We start from the raw sequence: 22,280 nt of genomic DNA on the forward strand, positions 1-22,280 counted from the left end.
CATATTCATGCGAACAGCCCGTGCACATACCAGTTGGCCGGGACCGGCTCGCCCGCCTCGTCGCGCAACTCGCTCTCGTAGAGGCCGTCGCGAAAGATCCAGAAGCGCTGGCCCTCGGCATCCTCGACGCGGAAGTAATCGCGCGTCAGCGCCGCGCCGTCCTGCTTCCACCATTCCATCGCGATGCGCTCGGGGCCCTCGACCCGCACCACCGCATGCAAGGCGCGCCGCCAGGTGAACTGGTGCGGCGGACCGTCCGGCACACTCGCGAACGGCACTTTGATGGGCTCGGGCCGCTCGAACAGCCTGAGCGGTCGCAGCGGCGGCTCGCCGGCGACGCGGTCCGGCCAGGCGGCCGCGCTCGCCGCGGCCAGATGATGTTGCGCCGGCAGCGCGAGCGCTGATCGTTCGGGGATATGGCTCTCGAGCGGCAGGTGCACGACGACGCGTTTGCCCCCGATGCGGGCGGCGATGCGGTCGATCAGCGCCGAGATCTCGTCATTGTCGTGCACTGACGTGTCGAGATCGCGCTGCTGCTGCACCACGATCTCGGTACGCCCCGCGGCAAGACGGATGAGATCGAAGCCGAAGCCGGGATCGAGCGGATCGTTGAGCGCATCGAGCCGCTCGCGGAACAGGCGGTCGATCATCTCCGGCCGTGTCACCGGACGCCCGGTCTCGACCATGATCGCGCGCACTGCGCCGTCGGTGCGGAAGAAGCTCGCTTCCAGCTGCCGCGCGCCCTTGCCCTGCTTCTCCATCGCCGCGACCAGCGTCTTGGCGAGGCTTGAGAGCGTCAGCGCGATCACGGTGTCGGTCGCGATGGGCTCGGGGAAACGCTTCTCGACGATGTAATCGGGCAGCGGCTTGCGCGGGCTGATCGGGGCATCGCCCTGCCCGAGCGCGTGGCCGAGCAGGGTGGTGAAATCGGCACCGAACCGCGCCGAGATCTCATGCGGCGCGCGCGAGGCGACATCGCCGATGGTCTTCAGGCCGGCGCGGCGCAGGCCGGTGGTGACGGCAGGATCGGCGCCGAGCGCCGACACCGGCAGCGGGCCGACCGCCTCCGCCTCCGCGCCATCGGCGATGATCTGCCCCGAGGCGGTGCGCGTCAACGTGCGCGCCGCGATCGAGGTGCCGGCGATCGCCGCACTGACGGCAAAGCCGCGCCGGCTCAGCGCATTGATGACGATCTGCAGCAGCGCGCGCTCGCCGCCGAACAGATGCGCGCAGCCGGTGATGTCGAGGAACAGCCCGTAAGGCGGATCGAGCGCGACCAGCGGCGTGAAGCGGTCGCACCAGTCGGCGATGTCGTTCAGCGTCTTCAGATCGGCGGCGGGGTCTGCATCGTAGACCGTAAGCTCCGGGCAGATCGCCCGCGCATTGGCAAGCGGCAGCCCGATCGACAGCCCGGCCCGCACCGCCGCCTCGTCGATCGCGTGCAGCAGGATCGCGTTGCGGTCCTTTGCGACCACGACGCTGGGGAGATCGCCACTTAACCCATTCGTGAGGGACGCATGAGCGGACGGGTTCCCTCCCCCCTTGCGGGGGAGGGCCAGGGAGAGGGGTAAGCCGCATACGCCGGTGTCCGTGATACCCCTCTCTCCAACTCTCCCCCGCAAGGGGGGAGAGAGCCCTACCACCGCCCGTGTGTCGGTTGGCACAACGGCATGCCCATCAGCTTGCGAGGCGATGTCCCGCGCGAGCTTGCGCTTGATGCGGTCGATGGGCAGGCGTGGCAGCCATAGGCTGAGGATACGCCGACGGTTCACTGAATTGGCACTCATCACATTTCCATTCCATGATCCATCGCCCGACCGGGCCATGACGATTGCGCACGAGTTCGGCCTCGAAGCGCGGCGCGCCCCAGGCGCTTGCGGCATTGCCTGGCGGCGAATGCGCCGCGCGCACGATCCAGCGCGTCTCCGCGGTCGAGGGCATCGGCGTGGCCGCGATCCGCAGCATCAGCGCGGTGACGCCGGAGGCTTGCGCGGCCAAGGTCAATTTGCGGCTGGCGACGAGATCGAGCTGGCGCGCATGGCCCCAGATCTCGAGCACGACCGCGCCGAGCGCATCGCAGGCGAGCGCGTCGGCCGCGGTGCGCAGGCCGCTGTCGACATCGGCGGCACGCACGGTGACCAGGAGGCGCGGATCGAGGCCGAGCTCGGCCAGCCCGCGCATCGACAGCGCGCCGTTTTCGCGGTCGGAAAAATCCTGCCGCACCCAGACCAGCGGCTTGCGCGCTGACACCCGTCCGGCGAGCCCGGCGATGAAGCCGGTCGCCGCGCCGCCTTGATGGCCGGCCGCGAACACCTCGTGCAGCGCGGCCGGTGCAAGCCCGCCGCGCAGCATCGCGTCCGCGCTCGTGTGGCCAAGCGCGATGCGGTTCGGCATCGCCGCCTCCGAGGGCGCCTCGATGCGCGCGATGCTGCCGCGCAGAGACGCAAGCGTACCCGTGCGTGCGCCATTCATTGCGCCGCTCCTTCCACCTGAAAATTTGAGGCCGTCACTGACCAGAACAGAGAACCAGGGACTGGCTCATTTGTTCATGATATGTTCTAATATAAAGCTAACAGGGCCCGCGGAGTCAATCGGATTGGTGAGCCCATCGATTCATGAATGGAATCAATGAGATTCAGCAGCCGCCGAAGCGGACGGGCTCTGCTCTTCCGCAAGTCAGGCGCGCAGGCCCCGAAAATGGCGGCGTGACGGAAACGGAGCAATCGCATGCGTATCATCGTGCTCGACAACGACACCGATTTCGAGGGCTGGCGCAAGGCCGCGCGGCGATTGGCGCTGAATGACGTGAAGCCTGCGGAGGTCACGTGGACCGTACGCAAGGACGACGAGCTGTCATCAGCATCCTGCCTGAATGACTTGCCCGATGCGCCGCAGGCGCGGTTCAACGTGACAGCCATTTTCGTCGAGCTCGCAAAGACCGCGATCCTGCATCGCAATGACGAGCGCTTCGCCCTGCTCTATCGCCTGCTGTGGCGGCTGCGCAGCCACCACGATCTGCTCAGCGTGACTGATGATCCTGACGTCGCCGAGGTCCACGCGATGGCGCGCGCGGTCTATCGCGATATCGACAGGATGCACGCGCAGCTCCGCTTCCGCGAGATCGGCCGCGAGCGGACGGCACATTACCTCGCCTGGTTCGAGCCGGAGCATCGCATCGTCGAGTTCACCGCACCTTTCTTCGCCGGCCGCTTCGCCGACATGCCGTGGTCGATCCTGACCCCCGACGTCTGCGCGCATTGGGACGGGCACGCGATCTCGATCTCGCCCGGCGTCGCCAAATCCGAGGTGCCGAGCGAAGACCGGCTCGAGGAGGTCTGGCGGCGTCATGACAACGGCCTCTTCAATCCCGCGCGGCTGAAAGTGATGGAGATGCCGCAGGCCTATTGGAGGAACCTGCCCGAGGACTCGATCATTAAGCCGCTGATCGAAGACGCCATGCGCATGACCAGCGGCCCCTTCATTGCACGCAAGGCGGCCGCGCCGCTGAAGCTGCAGGATGAGCCGATGGCCCGCAAGCAAACTCACGACATGCAAGCGCGCGACACGATCGCTGCCTTGCGCGAAGAGGCCGCCGATTGCCGCGCCTGCCCGCTATGGAAGGACGCAACCCAGACCGTGTTCGGCGAAGGCCCGCAAGACGCGACGCTGATGCTGGTCGGCGAGCAGCCCGGCGACAAGGAAGATCTCGCAGGCCATCCCTTTGTCGGACCGGCCGGGCAGATGCTCGATCGCGCGCTTGAGGACGCCGGCATCGCGCGCGCCAAGGTCTACATCACCAACGCGGTCAAGCATTTCAAATTCGTGCCGCGCGGCAAGATCCGGCTGCACCAGAAGCCGGGCACACAGGAGATCCGCGCCTGCCGCCAGTGGTACACGCGCGAGCTTGACGCCATCAGGCCGGAACTCGTGGTGGCGCTCGGCGCCACCGCAGCGCAGAGCGTGCTCGGCAAGATCACCCCGATCAACAAGAACCGCGGCCGCCTGATCGATCACGACGGAACCAAGGTGCTCGTCACCGTACATCCGTCCTACCTGTTGCGGCTGCCCGACGAGAAAGCCAAAGCGCTGGAATATCAGCGCTTTATTGACGACCTGAAAATTGCCGCAGATCAGCTGCGCAATGCGGCTCGCGCGGCCTGAGTTGCGCCAAACCGGCGGAACCAGGGACAACACTTCAACGTGAAATTGTTTCTGGACGCTGACAAATGCCTACAACCTTTAATTGATCCGTGGTACTGTGACGTGTTCCAAAGGTATCGGGCGTCATGTTCACGCCATGACGTACCTGAGGCGGGCGCGCTGCGCGGTTTGCTAGCCCCGATCGTGCGGCGCGCCACCTCATCTCGCAATCCTCCCCTCCTCAGTCACCTGCTCGCAGCACGCGCCGGATTTCTGGTTATTTGAATTCCTGGTTGCCAGGATTTCCGGTGACCTCGATTCCCGGTGGCGTGGCTTCGCGGGCCCGACCTCTCGCTGCCGGCATCCTCGCCTTCCGCATGTCTCGCTCCGCGAAATCCGGACGAGTGACTTCAGTCACGATCATTGCGCAATCGGTGATCGTCTGTTGCTGAAGATTGCCACGAGGCCGCGAAGGCTCGTGGACCTTCAATACGTTGCACAACAATTCCGCAGGATGTCCACCGTCATGGGGGGCCGGTTCATTTCACGGGGCGGATTTCAATTGCCTGTCATATGCATCGATCAAAATCGGAGGCATTGGGACAGGAGTTTACCATGAGCGATATGGCGTTACCCGGCTCGATCGAGCCCGCCCTGAAAAAGGGTCCGGACCTCGACAAGGGCTTCCACCCCATGACGGGGATCATTTATTTGGGCGTGGTCGCAGCCGCGCTGCTGTTCGTTGCCTACAGCATCTATGCCGACGTCGACGCCACCGGCACGCGCATCACGTCGTTCCTGCCCTACATCATGCTGTTCGTCGCGCTGCTGATCGCGCTCGGCTTCGAATTCGTCAACGGCTTCCACGACACCGCCAACGCGGTCGCCACCGTGATCTACACCCGCTCGCTGCCGGCGCATATCGCCGTGGTCTGGTCGGGCATGTTCAACCTGTTCGGTGTGCTGCTCTCGAGCGGCGCCGTCGCGTTCGGCATCGTGTCGCTGCTGCCGGTCGAACTGATCCTGCAGGTCGGCTCCAGCGCCGGCTTTGCGATGGTGTTCGCGCTCTTGATCGCCGCCATCATCTGGAATCTCGGCACCTGGTGGCTCGGCCTGCCGGCCTCGAGCTCGCACACCCTGATCGGTTCGATCATGGGCGTCGGCATCACCAACGCGCTGCTGCGCGGCCGCGACGGCACCTCCGGTGTTGACTGGTCGCAGGCGACCAACATCGCCAAGGCGCTGCTGCTGTCGCCGCTGTTCGGCTTCGCGCTCGCCGCCGGCCTGCTCTACATCCTCAAGATCGTGCTGGCGCGCGCGACGCCCGCGCTGTTCGGCGAGCCGGTCGGCGACCAGCCGCCTCCGTGGTGGATCCGCGGCATCCTGATCCTGACCTGCACGCTGGTCAGCTTCTTCCACGGCTCGAACGACGGTCAGAAGGGCATGGGCCTGATCATGCTGATCCTGATCGGCACCGTGCCGACCGCCTATGCGCTGAACCGCGCGCTGCCCGCGAGCCAGATCGAGCAGTTCGCCGCGCACTCCACCTCGGCCAGCAAGGTCATCGAAGGCAAGGCCGCCGGTTACAACGTGATCGGCAATCCGCGCCCGGCCGTAACCAACTATGTCGCGCAGCACCAGATCAACGAGGGCACCTATCCGTCGCTGGCGGTGCTGGTGCGCGACATTGGACAGCAGGTCGCCCAGTATGGCTCGCTGGCCAAGTTCCCGGCCGACGCGGTCGGCAACACCCGTAACGACATGTATCTGGCGTCCGAGGCGATCCGCTTCCTGATGAAGGACAAGGAAGCCGACCTGACCGCCGCCGATGTCGCCACGCTGAACGAGTACAAGGGCTCGCTCGATGCCGCGACCAAGTTCATCCCGAGCTGGGTGAAGTTCGCCGTCGCCATCGCACTCGGCCTCGGCACCATGGTCGGCTGGAAGCGCATCGTCGTCACCGTCGGCGAGAAGATCGGCAAGACCCACCTGACCTACGCGCAGGGCGCCTGCGCCGAGATCACGGCAGCCGCGACGATCGCGGCGGCCGACGGCTACGGCCTGCCGGTCTCGACCACGCATGTGCTGTCGTCAGGCATTGCCGGCACCATGGCCGCCAACGGCTCCGGTCTGCAATGGGCGACGATCCGCAACATCGCGATGGCCTGGGTGCTGACCCTGCCGGCCGCGATGATCCTCTCGGGCTGTCTGTACTACGTGTTCTACCACGTGTTCTGATGCCCAATGCTCTCGGCGCAGCAACGCGCCGGAGGAAGGCCCGCACGTCAGGTGCGGGCCTTTTGCTTTTTGACAGTCGCGGCGCGCTCAGGCGGCGTACACTTTCGCGACCTCCGCCAGCAGACCGCGCGCCCATTTGTGCAGGCCTGATTTGGCCGTCCGGGCGCTCCAGTACATGTCGATCGAGATCGGCACCCGGAACGGCAGCGACGCGACGTGCAGGCCGCCGGGCATCGCCTGCGCCAGGTGGTGCGGGATCGTTGCAACCAGCCTTGTGCCGGCGACGATGCGCTCCAGACTGTCGTGGTTCGGAAGGCTGACCAAAGGCTCGATCTCGATCTCCCTCGCCTTGAGCGCCTCGAGATAGAGCGGCTGCCACTCGCCGCTATGGGTGATGAAGACGTGCTCGGCCTTGGCGTAGGCCGACAGTGCGATCCGGCTGCGCGCCAGCGGATTGGCCGGATCCATCACGCAGACATAGTGATCGGTGAGGATATGGCGCCGAAAGAAGCTTTCGCCGACCACCCCGACCGGACCGAGCACGATGTCGCACTGGTTCTGCTTGAGATGGATGTCGCCATGGCCCGCGGCATCGAGCAGCACGAGACGGACCCGTGGTGCGCCGGCACGCAGCCGCGCACTGAACTGCGGCATCAGGGTCTGGCGTTCGTGATAGTTGCAGGAGATCGTCACGCTGCCCTGCGCCGTCGCCGGATCGAATTCAGCCGGTGAGGCAAGCCCGTCGATCTCGCCGATCATGTCCCTCGCCCAGCTGACCAGCGCTGTGCAGCGTTCGGTGGCGGTCACGCCATTGCCGTTGCGGACGAACAAGGGATCACCGAGCGCGCCGCGCAACCGCTCGACCGCGTAGCTGATGGTGGACTGGTTGACGTCGAGCCGCCTGGCAGCCGCCGAGAACGACTGCAGGTCGTAGACCAGCACAAGCGTCCGCAAGGTCCCGATGTCGATCGGATCGATCGAGGAATTGGCCGCCACGCTGCACCTCCCGCCTTGCTGGCGGCCCAGCCTAGCATGAGGTCATGTAATATTTCGATGGCCTATATCAACCCCATCGAATTGAGTGATTGCCGGCGCTGGCGCTAGCCTTCGCAAAAAGCGCCCCGGGAGGACCAATGACCAGCACTGTGCCCGTCGTCACCGACATCGCCTATCAGGATCTGCTCGACGACCCCTATCCGATCTTCCGCCGCCTGCGCGAGCTGGCGCCGGCGGTGTTCGTCGAGCCCGCGAGCCTGACGCTGGTGACGCGCTTCGACGACATCGTGCGGATCGAGCGCGATCCCGCGACCTACTCGGCCGACAATCCGACCTCGCTGGTCAACAAGGTGATGGGGCCGACCTTCATGCGCAAGGACGGCGCCGAGCACGCGATCGGCCGCAAGGCGATCGAGCCCTCGTTCCGTCCGGCCACAATCAAGGAGTATTGGGCACCGAAATTCACCGCGATCGCGGAAACGCTGATCGATGACCTGTCCGCTGCCGATGAGGCCGATCTGTTCTCAGCGCTCGCCGCGCCGATGGCTTCGCGCAGCCTGATGGCGATGATCGGTTTTCGTGAGATGCCATGGCAGACCCTGGCCGACTGGTCGCAGGCGCTGATCGACGGCGCGGGCAATTACGCTGCCGATGCCGGGATCGAGCGCAAGGCGATGCAGGCGAGCGCCGATGTCGACGCCGCGATCGACGCGGTGCTCGATGATCACCGCAGCCACCCCAACCCCTCGATCCTGTCCTCGATGGTCAACGCCGATCCGCCGATGCCGATCGAGGGCATCCGCGCCAACATCAAGGTGATCATCGGCGGCGGACTGAACGAGCCGCGCGATGCGATCCTGACCCTCGTGCTCGGTCTCTTGCAAAACCCGGCGCAGAAGGACAGCGTGCTGGCGCAGCCGGAACTATGGCCCGCTGCGCTCGAGGAAGCGGTGCGCTGGATCTCGCCGATCGGCATGTATCCGCGCCGCGTCACCCGCGATGTCGATCTTTCCGGCACCGCGCTGCCTGAGGGCCTTCAGATCGGGCTCTGCGTCGGCGCGGCGAACCGCGACGGCAATCGCTTCGCCGAGCCCGATCGTTTTGACGTGACGCGACCGAGGCAATCGCATCTGGCGTTCGGCGCCGGACCGCATTTCTGCGCCGGCACCTGGGTGTCGCGGCTCACGGTCGGCAAGATCGTGGTGCCGATGCTGTTCGCGCGCTTGCATAATTTGCGCCTCCGCGCCGAGGCGCCGCCTCTCGTCCGCGGCTGGGTGTTCCGCGGCCCGGTGACGCTGCCGGTCCGATGGGATGCGTGAGGTCGTCCAGGACGCGGACTCATTAGGCCGCAGCCAGACGCAACGCCCCTCGGCCCGACCCCGGCCTACGGGCAGAAGCGGACATCACCCGTCGACTCCCCGCTCAATCCGTCGAAAATGGCCCAAAGCGGACTGTTTGAGCGTGCAGAAGTTGCCAATTCCAGGAGAACTCGCGTATGCACTATGTGCAGGGTCGTGGTGAGAGCAACGCAAATGGCGATAGAGCCGAGGGGCGCGAGCGGCGAGGGATTTGCGACGATTGCCGCTGACGGTCGCGTGTTGGATTCCTGGTTTCTTCAGCTGCGCCTGGTCGCGGAGGCCGGCAAGGCGGCAACGGTACGGCTGACGAAGGACGAGATCAACAGATCGTTGGGTGGGTCGGCAGACGGATATGCGCGACACGACGACGTCCGCAGTGTGGACATCGTTCCAATCCGTACGGAAATTGGCTCCCTTGCATCTGCGCCAACTGATGTGCACGACGCATATCTTCGACTCCATCTACTGAGCCACCGGCTCGTTCAGCCGAATTGCCTGAACCTTGATGGAATTTTCAGTCAGTTACCCAAGGTTGCCTGGACGACCCTCGGTCCCTGTGAATGCTCTCGTGTACCGGACGCACGACTCATTGCACGAACGCGCGCCCTCGCGTTTGAGGTGACAGGCGTCGATAAGTTTCCGCGCATGACTGACTATGTGACGCCTGCGGACGTGAGAATTGCAGATGCGGATCGCGTAAGGCTCGGAGCCTACTTGGCGCCGGGCACGACCGTCATGCATGAAGGCTTTTGCAATTTTAATGCAGGTACGCTCGGTCCCTGCATGGTCGAAGGCCGGATAAGCGCCGGTGTGGTTGTGGGAAGTGGCAGCGACGTTGGTGGCGGAGCGTCGATCATGGGCACTCTGTCCGGAGGCGGGAAAGAGCGGATCACAGTTGGTGAGCGCTGCCTGATCGGAGCCAATGCCGGTATCGGTATTTCGTTGGGTGACGATTGTATCGTCGAGGCGGGCTGTTATGTCACGGCAGGCGCGCGCATCCTTTTGGAAGATGGCCGAGTCCTGAAAGCCAAAGAACTCTCAGGCCAGACGGGCCTTCTTTTTCGTCGTAATTCCCAGAGCGGCGCTCTTGAGGCAACCAGACGCACACCAAATTGGGACGGCCTCAACTCGCAACTTCACGGCTAGGCAGCTCACTCGAAAGAAGTCGTCAGCGACATGTGGCGCGTCAGCGGACGTCGCCTTCTGGCGCCTCGCGTCATTTGCTACTGCTGAAGCGGACATCATGAGAAACTTGCGAGTACGCGCACTGGTTCGTCATTGCCAGCCGACGGGTCGCGCGAACGCGCGCCCGGTGACCGGCTCCGCGAAGCGATCCATCTCTTCGCTCGCTGAAGCATGGATCGCTTCGTCTCCCTTGCGCAGATGCTTCGCGTTTGTCGCGGGCAATGACGATTGAGGGGTAGCGCAGCGACCAACGGCAAGGATCACGCCGCCAGCGCGTCCTCCACGATCTTCACGAAATACGAGGTGCCGTAGACGATCGCCTCGTCGTTGAAATTATAGGCGGGGTGATGCAGGCCGGCGCTGTCGCCGTTGCCGCAGAAGATGAAGGCGCCAGGCCGCGCTTCCAGCATGTATGAAAAATCCTCGCCGCCCATCAGCGGCGGCATCGGATGTACGTTGCCGTCGCCGGCGACTTCCTTGGCGATGCGGGTCGCGAATTCGGTCTGCGAGGCGTGATTGACAGTGACGGGATAGCCGCGCTTGTAGTCGAGATCGATCCGCGCGCCGGTCAGTTGGGCGACGCCCTTGACCACTTCGCCGATGCGCTTCTCGATCAATTGCCGGACCTCGGGGGTCAACGTGCGGACGGTGCCGCGCAAGATCGCAGTCTGCGGAATCACGTTGCGGGCATGGCCGGCGTGGAATTCGCAGATCGAGATCACGGCGGAATCGAGCGGATCGACGCTGCGCGACACGATCGACTGCAGCGCGGTGATCAGCTGCGCGCCGACCATCACCGAATCGATGCACTTATGCGGCCGAGCGGCGTGGCCGCCGAGCCCCTCGATGTTGATATTGACCTCGTCGGTGGACGCCATGATCGGGCCAGAGCGGATCGCGAACGAGCCGATCGGAATCCCCGGACCGTTGTGCATGCCGTAAACCTGCTGGACGCCGAAGCGGTCCATCAGGCCGTCCTTGATCATGGCGGCCGCGCCGGCCCCACCCTCCTCGGCCGGCTGGAAGATCACGACCGCATCGCCGGCGAAATTGCGCGTCTCGGCGAGATAGCGTGCCGCGCCGAGCAGCATCGCGGTGTGGCCGTCGTGGCCGCAGGCGTGCATCTTGCCCGGCGTCTTCGAGGCGTAAGGCAGGTTGGTTTCCTCGTGGATCGGCAGCGCGTCCATGTCGGCGCGCAGGCCGATCACCTTGACGTCGCCTTTGGCCGCCCCCTTCTTGCCCTTGATGACCCCGACCACGCCGGTCTTGCCGAGCCCGGTCACGACCTCGTCGCAGCCGAATTCCCGCAGCCGGTCGGCCACGAATGATGCAGTGCGGTGCACGTCATACAGCAGTTCGGGGTTTTCATGGATGTTGCGGCGCCAAGCCTGGATATCGGGTTGCAGATCGGCGACGCGGTTGACGATGGGCATGAGAGTTCTGGCCTCAGAGGTTGGACGTAAGTTCTGTCTAGCATGCAAGAGCCGGTCCACCCAACAGATGTGGCATGCCTCCGGCTTGGGCCCTGCATTCGCAAATGGGATGCCGAGTGTTCCCCTAGGGGCCGAGCGGCCGTGCGTCCGTTCGCCGATGTCTGGTCCGACGGGATCGCATCCGACCAAAGCCTAATAGTGCCGGGGATATCCCGTGCGGATACTATCGGAGGTTCTCCGCACCGAAATCCCCCAGCCTTCAAGAAGGGCGCGGCTGCATGACGCCGGATCAAGCGGTCTTGTTCTCCACCATCATCCTGCTGGTGCCGATGGGCTACTTCCTGCTCGCGGCTCCCGCGTTCCTGCTCGTAAAGCTCGACGTCCCGCCCGTCACACGACTGCTGCGCGGCATGTTCAATGCCTACTTCCTGGTGCTGACCGTCTCGGGTGCAATCGGGACGCTCGCCTTTGCGGCGGCGGGCCGGCCGGCCGTCGCGCTTGGCATCGCCTTGATCGCGGCCTTCGCGGTGCTGGCGCGCCGATGGTTTCTGCGGCGGCTCGATGCCGAGGCGGACGCGCGCGACTCAGGTGATCCCACCGCGGTGCGGCGGCTGCGCCGGCTGCATTGGGGCGGCATGCTGTGCAATGCGGTTCAGGTGTTCGTATTGGTCGGCAGCATTCCCTACATGGCGCCGCTGCCTTGATCGAATTTTGCTCCGCCTCTCCCATATCCACTTACGGTGCGGACGATCATACGCTACGTCCGCTTTGCCCTCGAAGTGCGGCGCAGAGCAATATCCGTTCTCGCCTGCTCGCTATGCGTCGCGTTTCCGATGCGGATCGTATTTCGAAAGTACGTCTTTAAGGTAATCCCGGCTCTTCCATTCCGGTGCGGGCGGCTCGTACCCGGGCCGAGGAACGAACGGATTCGCCGGCGCATCCGCTGACGCGCCCATCAGGTCCGGAATGTAGCGCGGGCAGTTCGGAAAGATTTCGCATTTGACGCGCACGACAAGCTTCGCGCCATGGTGCCGGGCAAGCGTTTCCACGCTGTCGTCGATCGTTGCCTTGCCCCGGATGCGCGCGCGAAACGTCTTGCCGTCGAGGCGCACAAACAGCAACCCGACGTTCGGGTTGCGGTGAATATTGCCGAGTGTGCGGTACATGTTGTTGCCGTCATACTCGGGGTATTCAAGCGTGTCGGGTCCGGTGATCTTCACGAAGCCGGGATCGCCACAACGCATCGAACAATCGACGTTATCCTGATAGCTCGTCGCGATGAAAAAGAACCGCGTCTCCTCGATGAGCTTGCGCTCCTGTTCCCAGAATTCGAAGTGGAGGCGATGCTTCTCGAGGCCGTCGGCGACACGACGGCCGTCGAAGCGGTCCTGCAACTCACGCATTCCGTCGTGGTAGAAAGGGGCGCGAACGGGATCTGCCACAGGACTCCTCCAGCAAGTTGAGCAACCGGTCTACACGTTTTGGCACGGCCAGAATATGCTGTGCAACGGCAGCAGAATCTCCTGGGCGCGCCCGGCCGCAGAAGGCTAATTTCCTCGCGCCTGCCGGTCGAACGCGCTCAACACGGCAAGCGTCATGGCCTCGACACCGGTCTTGATGGTCGGCTCCGGCACCGGCGCGAACAGCGGCGAGTGGTTGGTCGGCAATGGCGGGCCGTTGCCCGCCCGGGCCGCGGCGACGCGCTCCGGCTCGTAGACACCGATGTTGAAGAACATCGATGGCACCCCAGCGCTGACGAATTCCGAATAATCCTCGCTGGGCGTGCCGGGCGGCGAGGTTGCGAACTTGTCGCCAAACGCCGCCTTCAGCACCTTTTCCGCCGTGCCGACCACGTCGGGATCGTTGATCACGGCCTTGGTCCCTTCGGCGAGGTTGATCTCAGGCTCAGGCGCATTCGACATGGCGGCTGCCGCCTTCGCCGTCCGCTCGATGCCTGCAAGCATTTTGGCGCGCACCTCGGGCTTGAAGGTGCGAATGGTGCCGAGCAGCACCACATCGTCAGGAATGATGTTTGACGCGGTGCCGCCGTGAATTGCGCCGATGCTGACCACACCGAATTCGGTCGGGTCCTTTTCGCGGCTGATCACGCTCTGAACATCGACGACAAAGCGCGCGGCCATCATCACGGGATCGATGGTCGCCTGCGGTACCGCACCGTGCCCGCCGCGGCCACGGAATTTGATGTAGAGACCATCGGCGGCGGACGAGCCGATCCCGACGCGATAGCGCACCGTTCCGTAGGCGAACGGGCCATCGTGCAGGGCGAAGCCGAAATTCGGCTTTGGAAATTTCGTGAACAGACCATCCGCCAGCATGGCCTTGGCGCCCGCCACGATCTCTTCAGCCGGCTGGGCGATGAACATCAGCGTGCCGTGCCATTGGTCTTTCAGGCCGACCAGCGTCTTGGCCGCGCCGACCCAGCTCGCCATGTGGATGTCGTGGCCGCAGCTGTGGGCCACGAAGGTTTCACGTCCCTGCCATGTGGTCTTGTCGTGGCTGGCATAGGGAAGGCCGGTCTTCTCTTCCATCGGCAGCGCATCGAGCTCGGTGCGCACCATGACGGTGGGGCCCTCGCCGTTCCTGTAGATCGCAACCAGCCCGGTCTTGCCGACGTGCTCCGTCACCTCGAAGCCCAGCGCCCGCATCTCGGCAGCCAGCTTGGCCGCGGTCTTCTCCTCCTGAAACGCGATCTCGGGATGGGCGTGAAGATCCTTGTAGAGCGCGTCGAGCTTCGGATAGTCGGCCTCGACCGATTTCTCGATTGCGCCCTTCAGCGCGGCGACATCGAGTTCAGCATTGGCTCGCAGCGGCAATGAAGCGCAGAGCGCGGCGGACGCAAGCAGCGTGAGAACAATCTTGTTCATTGCAATCGCTCCAACCGAAACCCGGATACTGCACCCCGAGCGCCAGGCTGGGCTCGGCTCCGCGATCTAAGCAGGCAAGGTGATCGGAAACAATGACTGATCCAGAGCGTGTGCGCACCTAGCCTGAGGTGAGCATCTGGCTGCGGATCTCCTGTGCGGTGCGGCGCAGCGGCAGCAGAAATTTCTTGCGCGCGCCGGCCTCGCTGACCGTGCCGGAAATCGTGTTGACGCTGAGCGCCGCGACCACCGCGCCGGCCGGGTCGCGCAGCGGCACGGCGATGCCGCAGATCGCGGGATCGAGCTCGCCATCGACCCAGGCGTAGCCGTCGCTCTCGACCCGCGCGAGCAACTCGCCGAGACGCTCCGGATCGGTCACGGTACGCGGCGTGACCTGCTTGAAGCCGCCGCTCGCAAGATAAGCCTCGCGGGTGCCAGGCGGGAGCGCCGCGAGCATCACGCGGCCGAGCGACACCAGATGCGCGGGCAGCCGGCTGCCGACGCCCAGATTGGCCGACAGGATCCGCCGCGCAGGCAGACGCAGCGCATAGACGATCTCATCCTCATCGAGCACCGCCATCGCGCAGGACTCGCCGATCTCGTTGCGCAAATTCTCCAGCGCGCGCTGCGCATGCGCCCAATAGGGCAGCGCGTTGAGATAGGACAGGCCGAGCCCGAGCGCGCGCGGCCGCAAGCTGAAATAGCGTCCGTCCGAGGCGCAATATTTCAGCGCCACCAGGGTCGCGAGGATGCGGCGTGCGGTGGCGCGGTTGAGACCGGCGGTGTCGGCGGCCTCCGCCAGCGTGTGCCGGCCCGGCGGCTTGCCGAGCGCCTCGATGATCGAGAAACCGCGCGCGATCGCACGCACGAAGCCGTCACTCTCTTTGCTCATGGCATCATCTGGTGGGGGCGTCGTTCTGCTCTTCACATCGCAGCCCGCATGGCTGCCTGCACGTGACGCGGCGCTGCCCGCTTGTCAGGGGCTCCCGACCGCGCTAGCGTCAATTCACACAGCGAATTAACTGTTCGCCTGGCGAACTGAATAGCAGGAGGATCCTCGATGGCGCAAGCAGAAAGTTCTGCGGCCACCCCGTTCGAAACCGATTTCTGGAAGGACGCGAAGCTGCGCAAGGTGTGGGACGACATCGTCCCCGGCGAGCCGCGCAAGACGCTGCCCTACCTGCTCACGCAGGACGCGATCGCGCTGTACTGCCGGGCGGTCGGCGAGACCAACCCGCTCTATCTCGACGAGACCGCCGCGAAGGCCGGGCCCTATGGCGGGCTCATCGCCCCGCCCGCGATCCACATCCTCTTGATGTTCGCCTGCACGCCGGCCGACGACTGGATGCGCTCGCCGGGCACCGTCAATGCCGGGCAGTCGTGGAGCTACAACATCCCTGCCCGTCCCGGCGACACCATCACCCTGCAGGCCCGCGCGCTCGACAAGTTCATCAAGCGCGAGCGGCTGTTCGTGGTGCACGACAACGTCTTCTTCAACCAGCATGGCGACGTGATCTGCTCGGGTCGCGGCCAGACCATCCGTCCGATGTAAGGAGGATCACGATGACCACAGCGAATTTCGATGCTCTCAAGGCCGGCGACACCATCGACGGCCCCGCCTTCGCGGTCTCGCGCGAATCGATCCGCCTGTTCTGCGATGCATCGCTCGACTACAACCCGCTGCATCTCGACGACAACTACATGAAGGGCGATTTCGGCAAGACCAATTTCGGCGGCATCATCATGCATGGCATGAACAATTTCGGCCTGATCTCGCGCATGCTGACCGACTGGGCAACGCCTGCCGGCGCGATCCATCGCAGGCTCGAGACGCGCTGGCTGAAGCCGGTGAAGCCCGGCGACACCATCCGTCCCGCCGGCACCATCAAGGCCAGGCAGACCACCGCCAAATCGCGCTGGGTGCTGGTCGACGTCGCCGTGCAGAACCAGCGCGGCGAGACGGTCGCGGCCGGCGAAGCGATGCTGGAGTTTCCGAACGTGAAGGCGGGCTAACAGACCTTAGCCTCGCCCCGCGTGCGGGGAGAGGCCGGAACGCATCGCAGATGCGTTCCGGGTGAGGGGGATTCTCCGCGGGCTCAGCGATCGCCGCGTTATCACCCCGACCCTCTCAGAGCGAGCTTCGCTCGTCTCGCCCCCGTAAGAACGGGGCGAGGGAGCATGGCTCGTTCGCGGCGCTACCAACTCAACAACAATCAAAACAATCATCTGGAGGTTTCGATGCAGGATGCGGCCCAATCGCGGCTCTATGGACGGATCGCCCGGCGCCTGATCCCGTTCCTGCTGGCGTGCTACACGGTGGCGATCATCGATCGTTTCAACATCGGCTTTGCCAAGCTGCAATTCCTGCACGACCTCGACATCGATGACGCGGTGTTCGGGCTTGCCGCCGGCATCTTCTCGGTCGGCTACGTCGCGCTCGAAGTGCCGAGCAATCTGCTGCTGGTCAGGATCGGCGTCCGCAAGACCCTGCTGCGGATCATGGTGCTGTGGGGCACCGTGACCGTGCTGCTCGCGCTGGTGCAGAACCAGTATCACCTCTATCTGCTGCGCTTCCTGCTCGGCGCCGCCGAGGGCGGCTTCTTCCCCGGCATCCTGTACTACCTGACGCTGTGGTTTCCGGATCGCGTGCGCGGCCGCATGACCAGCCTGTTCGTGATGGCGGTGCCGCTCGGCGGCGTCATCGCGGGGCCGCTGTCGGGCCTGATCATGGATCACATGCAGGGCGTCCATGGCCTGCATGGCTGGCAGTGGCTGTTCATCCTCGAAGGCGTTCCCGCCGTGCTGCTCGGCATCGCCGCGTATCTTTATCTCGCCGACGGGCCGCAGGCCGCGAACTGGCTCAGCACCGACGAGCGACGGCAGGTCGCAAGCGAACTCGCCCGCGATCGCGCCGCCGCCCCTGGCACGACAAGCAGCTTCGCAGCAGCGCTGCGCGAGCCGCGCGTCTATCTCCTGTCCTTCATCTATTTCGCGTTCTTCTGCTCGCTCAACACCATCCTGCTGTGGACGCCGACGCTGCTCAAGCGCGTCGGCGTGGCGACCACTACCGAGATCGGCTGGCTGAGCGGCGCGATCTCGGTCGCGTCGGCGATCGGCATGGTCGCGATCGGCTACAGCTCCGATCGCACACGGGAACGGCGCTGGCACGTGGTCGCTTGCGGCCTCGTCGCGGCGGCGTGCTTCATCGCCTTGCAGGCCGCACAAGGCAGCATCCTCCTGACCGTAACGCTGCTCGCCATCGCCTCGATCGGCATCTTCGCGATTCTCTCCCTGTTCTGGACCATTCCCAACGCGATGCTGGAAGGCAGCGCCGCGGCAGGCGGCATCGCGTTGATCAGCGCGATCGGCTCGTTCGGCGGCGCGGTCTGCCCTGCCCTGATCGGCTGGATGAATGTCGCGACCGGGAGCATCTACACACCGCTCGCCCTCGTCGGCGCGCTGCTCGCGATCGGTATGCTGACGCTGATCCTCTGCGTTCCCCGAGCGAGACATGAGGTCACATTGGCCGAACCGAGCCGTCCCTGATCATCCAGCGCACGCCCGGCGTCGTCGGCCGGGCTTGTCTCGACCGGCTGCGTCTGACTAATAGGAGTTCAACAAAAGACGCTTGCCGGGAACGAGGACATGCCGCGAAGGCTCGAGGGTGATTTCGACTACATTATCGTCGGCGCAGGCACGGCGGGCTGCATCATGGCCAACCGCCTGTCGGCCGATCCGAAGAAGCGCGTGCTGCTGCTCGAAGCCGGCGGCAAGGACAACTGGATCTGGTTTCACATCCCGGTCGGCTATCTCTTCGCGATCGGCAATCCGCGCTCGGACTGGATGTTCAAGACCGAGCCTGAGCCCGGCCTCAACGGCCGCGCGCTCGCCTATCCGCGCGGCAAGGTGATCGGGGGCTCGTCGGCGATCAACGCCATGATCTCGATGCGCGGCCAGGCCGCGGATTACGATCACTGGCGGCAGCTCGGCCTCACCGGCTGGAGCTACAGCGACGTGCTGCCAGCATTCAAGCGGCTGGAGGATCACTTCCTCGGCGAGAGCGAGCATCATGGCACAGGCGGCGGCTGGCGCATCGAGGCGCCGCGGCTGTCGTGGCAGATCCTCGATGCGGTCGGCGATGCCGCCGAGGAGATGGGCATCAAGCGCATTCCGGACTTCAACACCGGCGACAATGAGGGCACCAGCTACTTCCACGTCAACCAGAAGCGCGGGCGGCGCTGGTCGTCGGCGCGCGGTTTCCTCAAGCCGGTGCTGAACCGGAGCAACCTGCGGCTAGAGATCGACGTGCTGGTCGACCGCCTGATCATCGAGAGCGGCCGCGCCGCCGGCGTGCTGTTCCGTCAGGGCAACGAGACGGTCGAAGCGCGTGCTAAAGGCGAGGTGATCCTCTGCGCCGGCTCGATCGGCACCACGCAGGTGCTGCATCGTTCCGGCATCGGCCCGGCCGAATGGCTGTCGCCGCTCGGCATCGACATCGTGGCTGATGTGCAGGGCATCGGCCACAATCTGCAGGACCATCTGCAGCAGCGCGCGATCTACAAGGTGTCGGGCGTGCGCACGCTGAACGAGACCTATTACAACCTCGTGCGCCGCGGCCTGATGGGCCTCGACTACGCATTCCGTCGCCGCGGGCCGCTGACCATGGCGCCGTCGCAGCTCGGCATCTTCACGCGCTCGGATGCGACGCGCTCGCGCGCCAACATTCAGTTCCACGTGCAGCCGCTGTCGCTCGACAAGTTCGGCGACCCGCTGCATCGCTTCCCCGCGATCACGGTGAGCGCCTGCAATCTGCAGCCGACCTCGCGCGGCACGGTGCGGATCCGCTCGACCGCGCCCGACGACAAGCCGTCGATCGCGCCGAACTACCTCTCGACCGAGGACGACCGCCAGGTCGCAGCCGACGCGATCCGCACCACGCGCAGACTGATGAAGCAGAAGGCGCTGGAGAAATATCACCCCGAGGAATTCCTGCCCGGCCCCTCGGTCGGCGATGACGACGCCTCGCTCGCCAAGGCCGCCGGCGACATCGGCACCACGATCTTCCACCCGGTCGGCACCGCGAAGATGGGAACGGCTAACGATCCGATGGCCGTGGTCGACGAGCGCCTGCGCTTCTATGGCCTCAACGGCCTGCGCATCGCGGATGCCTCCGTGATGCCGACCATCACCTCCGGCAACACCAATACGCCGACCGCGATGATCGCCGAGAAGGCCGCGGCGATGATCCTGCAGGATGCACGATAGAGCGACGATGAACTCCCGGAAGCGCATTCTCGTTGGCGATGCCGGCGCGCAGATCGCGCTGGCACGGTGGGGCGAGCCGGCCTCCGGCAAGCCGCCGGCGCTGCTGCTGCACGGCACCGGCTTTGTCGCCGAAGTGTGGACCGAGGTCGCCGAAGCGCTGGCCGCCGACTACACCGTCTATGCGCTCGACCGCCGCGGCCACGGCCTGAGCCACAAGCCGCCGGCCGACCGCTATCAGTTCCAGGACTTCGCCGACGATGTCCGCATGGTGGTCGAGCGCCTCGACCTTCAGAACATTTACGGCATCGGTCACAGCGCCGGCGCGACCGACCTGATGCTCGCCACGAAGCTGGTGCCGGACCGCTTCGCGCGGCTGTTCGTGACGGAGCCGACCGCGATGGATCCGCGCGCGCCGCGGACCGGCGGCTTGAGCGAGATCGCGAACGCATCGGTGCAGGGCGTGCTGCGCCGCCGCGCCGAATTCGACAACGCCGACGATCTGTTCCGGCGATTGCGCGAAGCACCGGCGTTCGCGCCGTGGACCGAGCCGTCGCTGTGGGCCTATGTCCATCACGGTTTTGCACAGCTCGACGACGGCCGCATGCAGCTACGCTGCACGCCTGAAATCGAGTCGGCGCTGCTTGGGCCGATCTTCCAGGCCATGGAGCAGATCTACACCGGCGATGCGCGCGGCAATCCGTTCCCGTGGTTCTCCGACATCGCCTGCCCGGTCTGCATCGCCACGGCTGAGCAGTCATGGCCGGTCTACAAGGAGATGGCCGATCGCGCCGCCGCCCTGATCCCGCACGCCAGCCGCTGGACATTCGAGAACGTCGGGCACTGCGTCGCGCAGGAAGCGCCGGAGCTCATGGTTGCGGCGCTCAGGACGTTTGACGCGCGAACCGGCTAGCGTCGGCACGGAACGCCCGCCAAAAGAAAACGCCGTCCCCTTGCGAGGACGGCGGAAGCCACTCACGCAGTACTGGAACGGTTCTTAGTGATTGCCGTGGTGCTCGGCGTGATGCCGGCTCGCCTCGGTGTGGTGATGCTGGGCATGGCTGGCGTGACCATGGGCGCTGTGCGCGTGATGCGCCGCCTTGTGGTGATCGCCGGCTTCGTGGTGCTTGGCGGCTTCGCGGTGATGACGCGCCGCGTGCTCGTGATGCTCAGCTGCCTTGTGGTGATGCTCAACGCCTGCGTGGTCGCTCATGAAGATCTCCCGGTGTGGCGAGTGAAGTCCGCCATTCTTATGCAGGAGCGCTGACATTATGCTGACGGCTGCAAGACAGCTTTGTTGCGGTTGTTCATCTATGTTGCGGGGCATCGCCATGTTGCGCCGCGCATCAGCGCTGCACCCGTCGGCCAGCGCTCATTCCGGCGACGGAAAGCGCTCGACGGTCGGCAGCTCATGCGCCGTTTCTATCCAGCGCAGCCGCTCCGCGACCTGGATATGCATCGTGGCCGGCACCGCATCGGGATCGTCATAGGTGCCGCTCTGAATGTCGCATGGACGACCGGTTCCCCGGTCACCTCGTAACGAACTTCGCCGTAGTGACCGCCGCCGGTGACCTCGGCCATGTTTTCCTCCGACCGATCAGTGGTTTGCCGGGTCGATAGCGTTGCAGGCCCCATACTTTCAATGGCGGATCTTGCCCTTGCGTCCACCTGTCGCGCCGGCGGTATGTCTACTCATGTCGCGGCCGGCTTTCCGGCCCTCACGAAATCGTCATCCCGGCCCTCAACCCCGTCCAAAGCCGCGGGAATAAACCCCTGGGCTCGCCGATCACCTTCCCGGAAACCCAATCCCTGGGCCCAACGGGAGACTTGCTATGAGCGGACACGATCACGACCACCACGATGAAGAGAAAGGCGTCAGCCGACGCAAGGTGCTGGAATGCATGACCTGGGCCGGCACCGGCGTCCTCTGGACGGTTACCGGCGGCGTGCCGCATTCCCTCGGCATCGTCGGCTCGGCGGCCGCAGCCGAAGCGACCACCGGCATGACCTTCATGCAGATCAGCGACAGCCATGTCGGCTTCGACAAGCCGGCCAACCCGAATGCCATCGGCACGCTTGAAGAGGCCATCAACAAGGTCCGGGCGATGCAGGTCAAGCCGTCGTTCATGATCCACACCGGCGATATCACGCATCTGTCGAAGGCGTCCGAATTCGATGACGCCGATCGCATCATCTCGCAGGCCAAGCTCGACGTGCATTACGTGCCGGGCGAGCACGACTTCATCGACGAGGAGGTCAAGCTCTACAAGGAACGCTACGGCAAGGGCACCAAGGGTCCGGGCTACTACTCCTTCGACGCCGGCGGCGTGCATTTCGTCGGCCTCGTCAACGTCGTCGACCTCAAGGGCGGCGGCCTCGGCAATCTCGGCAACGAGCAGCTGGAATGGCTCGAGAACGACCTCAAGAGCCGCTCGAAGTCGACCCCGATCGTGCTGTTCGCCCACATCCCGCTGTGGACGGTCTATCCGCAATGGGGCTGGGGTACCGAGGACGGCGCCCGCGCGCTGGAGTATGTCAAGGGCTTCGGCTCGGTCACCGTGCTCAACGGCCACATCCACCAGGTGATGCAGAAGGTCGAGGGCAACGTCACCTTCCACACCGCGCGCTCGACGGCCTTCCCGCAGCCGGCGCCGGGTGCGGCCCCCTCGCCCGGCCCGATGAAGGTCGAGGATGCCAAGCTGCGCAGCATGCTCGGCGTCGCCAGCATCAACTTCAAGCAGAACAGCCAGCCGCTGGCGATCATCGACACGCCGTTGCAGGGCTGA

19 protein-coding genes are annotated in these 22,280 nt (G+C 65.1%); 12 read left to right on the top strand and 7 right to left on the bottom strand.

All coding sequences use genetic code 11. The features are described from left to right. Positions 1 to 5 precede the first annotated feature (5 nt). A complete protein-coding gene (locus tag AC066Y_RS22865) occupies positions 6 to 1,787 on the bottom strand; it encodes a Y-family DNA polymerase (RefSeq protein ID WP_478275833.1) in 1,782 nt (593 codons plus the stop codon). Further along, on the bottom strand, positions 1,678 to 2,472 hold the full coding sequence (locus tag AC066Y_RS22870) for an ImuA family protein (protein ID WP_478275834.1): 795 nt from the start codon (positions 2,470 to 2,472) through the stop codon (positions 1,678 to 1,680). Before AC066Y_RS22870 ends, AC066Y_RS22865 begins: the two co-directional genes overlap by 110 nt. Before the next feature lie 255 nt (positions 2,473 to 2,727). Here AC066Y_RS22870 and AC066Y_RS22875 point away from each other — a divergent pair, with 255 nt between their 5' ends. Together AC066Y_RS22875 and AC066Y_RS22880 are read left to right on the top strand one after the other, a co-directional pair. After that, positions 2,728 to 4,161, top strand: coding sequence for a UdgX family uracil-DNA binding protein (locus AC066Y_RS22875; protein ID WP_478275835.1), 1,434 nt, complete (start codon positions 2,728 to 2,730; stop codon positions 4,159 to 4,161). A gap of 594 nt (positions 4,162 to 4,755) precedes the next feature. Beyond that, the gene (locus AC066Y_RS22880; protein ID WP_478275836.1) at positions 4,756 to 6,378 is read left to right on the top strand and encodes an inorganic phosphate transporter; all 1,623 of its coding nucleotides are present in this window, start codon (positions 4,756 to 4,758) and stop codon (positions 6,376 to 6,378) included. A gap of 87 nt (positions 6,379 to 6,465) precedes the next feature. Here AC066Y_RS22880 and AC066Y_RS22885 read toward each other — a convergent pair whose 3' ends face one another. Beyond that, positions 6,466 to 7,374, bottom strand: coding sequence for a LysR family transcriptional regulator (locus tag AC066Y_RS22885; protein ID WP_478275837.1), 909 nt, complete (start codon positions 7,372 to 7,374; stop codon positions 6,466 to 6,468). Positions 7,375 to 7,511: 137 nt separating this feature from the next. On the opposite strand from AC066Y_RS22885, the gene AC066Y_RS22890 reads away from it, so the two are divergent. Beyond that, on the top strand, positions 7,512 to 8,693 hold the full coding sequence (locus tag AC066Y_RS22890; protein ID WP_478275838.1) for a cytochrome P450: 1,182 nt from the start codon (positions 7,512 to 7,514) through the stop codon (positions 8,691 to 8,693). Positions 8,694 to 8,906: 213 nt separating this feature from the next. Beyond that, positions 8,907 to 9,878, top strand: a complete 972-nt coding sequence (gene dapD / locus AC066Y_RS22895; protein ID WP_478275839.1) for a 2,3,4,5-tetrahydropyridine-2,6-dicarboxylate N-succinyltransferase — start codon at positions 8,907 to 8,909, stop codon at positions 9,876 to 9,878. Between the two features lie 299 nt (positions 9,879 to 10,177). On the opposite strand, the gene AC066Y_RS22900 is transcribed toward dapD, so the two are convergent. Further along, positions 10,178 to 11,350, bottom strand: a complete 1,173-nt coding sequence (locus tag AC066Y_RS22900; RefSeq protein ID WP_478275840.1) for a M20 aminoacylase family protein — start codon at positions 11,348 to 11,350, stop codon at positions 10,178 to 10,180. 278 nt (positions 11,351 to 11,628) lie between these two features. Here AC066Y_RS22900 and AC066Y_RS22905 point away from each other — a divergent pair, with 278 nt between their 5' ends. Then, positions 11,629 to 12,054, top strand: coding sequence for a hypothetical protein (locus AC066Y_RS22905; RefSeq protein ID WP_478275841.1), 426 nt, complete (start codon positions 11,629 to 11,631; stop codon positions 12,052 to 12,054). A 111-nt stretch (positions 12,055 to 12,165) separates the two neighbouring features. On the opposite strand, the gene AC066Y_RS22910 is transcribed toward AC066Y_RS22905, so the two are convergent. The 3 genes from AC066Y_RS22910 to AC066Y_RS22920 form a co-directional block, all read right to left on the bottom strand. Then, entirely contained in the window at positions 12,166 to 12,792 is a 627-nt protein-coding gene (locus tag AC066Y_RS22910; RefSeq protein ID WP_478275842.1) for a pyridoxamine 5'-phosphate oxidase family protein, read from the bottom strand. 105 nt (positions 12,793 to 12,897) lie between these two features. Beyond that, on the bottom strand, positions 12,898 to 14,235 hold the full coding sequence (locus tag AC066Y_RS22915) for an amidohydrolase (RefSeq protein WP_478275843.1): 1,338 nt from the start codon (positions 14,233 to 14,235) through the stop codon (positions 12,898 to 12,900). Positions 14,236 to 14,353: 118 nt separating this feature from the next. Next, positions 14,354 to 15,124, bottom strand: coding sequence for an IclR family transcriptional regulator domain-containing protein (locus AC066Y_RS22920; RefSeq protein ID WP_456757755.1), 771 nt, complete (start codon positions 15,122 to 15,124; stop codon positions 14,354 to 14,356). A 168-nt stretch (positions 15,125 to 15,292) separates the two neighbouring features. Between AC066Y_RS22920 and AC066Y_RS22925 the strand changes: the two genes are divergently transcribed. The 7 genes from AC066Y_RS22925 (at position 15,293) to AC066Y_RS22955 (ending at position 22,280) form a co-directional block, all read left to right on the top strand. Then, the gene (locus AC066Y_RS22925; protein ID WP_478275844.1) at positions 15,293 to 15,784 is read left to right on the top strand and encodes a MaoC family dehydratase; all 492 of its coding nucleotides are present in this window, start codon (positions 15,293 to 15,295) and stop codon (positions 15,782 to 15,784) included. An 11-nt stretch (positions 15,785 to 15,795) separates the two neighbouring features. Continuing rightward, positions 15,796 to 16,245 carry a MaoC family dehydratase gene (locus AC066Y_RS22930; RefSeq protein WP_478275845.1) on the top strand — a complete coding sequence of 150 codons (450 nt, stop codon included), beginning with the start codon at positions 15,796 to 15,798 and terminating at the stop codon, positions 16,243 to 16,245. A gap of 225 nt (positions 16,246 to 16,470) precedes the next feature. After that, complete coding sequence (locus AC066Y_RS22935) at positions 16,471 to 17,778, top strand: MFS transporter (protein WP_478275846.1); 1,308 nt, start codon at positions 16,471 to 16,473, stop codon at positions 17,776 to 17,778. A gap of 99 nt (positions 17,779 to 17,877) precedes the next feature. After that, on the top strand, positions 17,878 to 19,497 hold the full coding sequence (locus AC066Y_RS22940; RefSeq protein ID WP_478275847.1) for a GMC family oxidoreductase: 1,620 nt from the start codon (positions 17,878 to 17,880) through the stop codon (positions 19,495 to 19,497). 7 nt (positions 19,498 to 19,504) lie between these two features. Beyond that, complete coding sequence (locus AC066Y_RS22945) at positions 19,505 to 20,407, top strand: alpha/beta fold hydrolase (protein ID WP_478275848.1); 903 nt, start codon at positions 19,505 to 19,507, stop codon at positions 20,405 to 20,407. An 87-nt stretch (positions 20,408 to 20,494) separates the two neighbouring features. Further along, positions 20,495 to 20,761, top strand: coding sequence for a hypothetical protein (locus AC066Y_RS22950; RefSeq protein ID WP_478275849.1), 267 nt, complete (start codon positions 20,495 to 20,497; stop codon positions 20,759 to 20,761). Between the two features lie 565 nt (positions 20,762 to 21,326). Then, positions 21,327 to 22,280, top strand: coding sequence for a metallophosphoesterase family protein (locus tag AC066Y_RS22955; protein ID WP_478275850.1), 954 nt, complete (start codon positions 21,327 to 21,329; stop codon positions 22,278 to 22,280).

It is taken from the genome of Bradyrhizobium sp. USDA3010 (genome assembly GCF_056429065.1).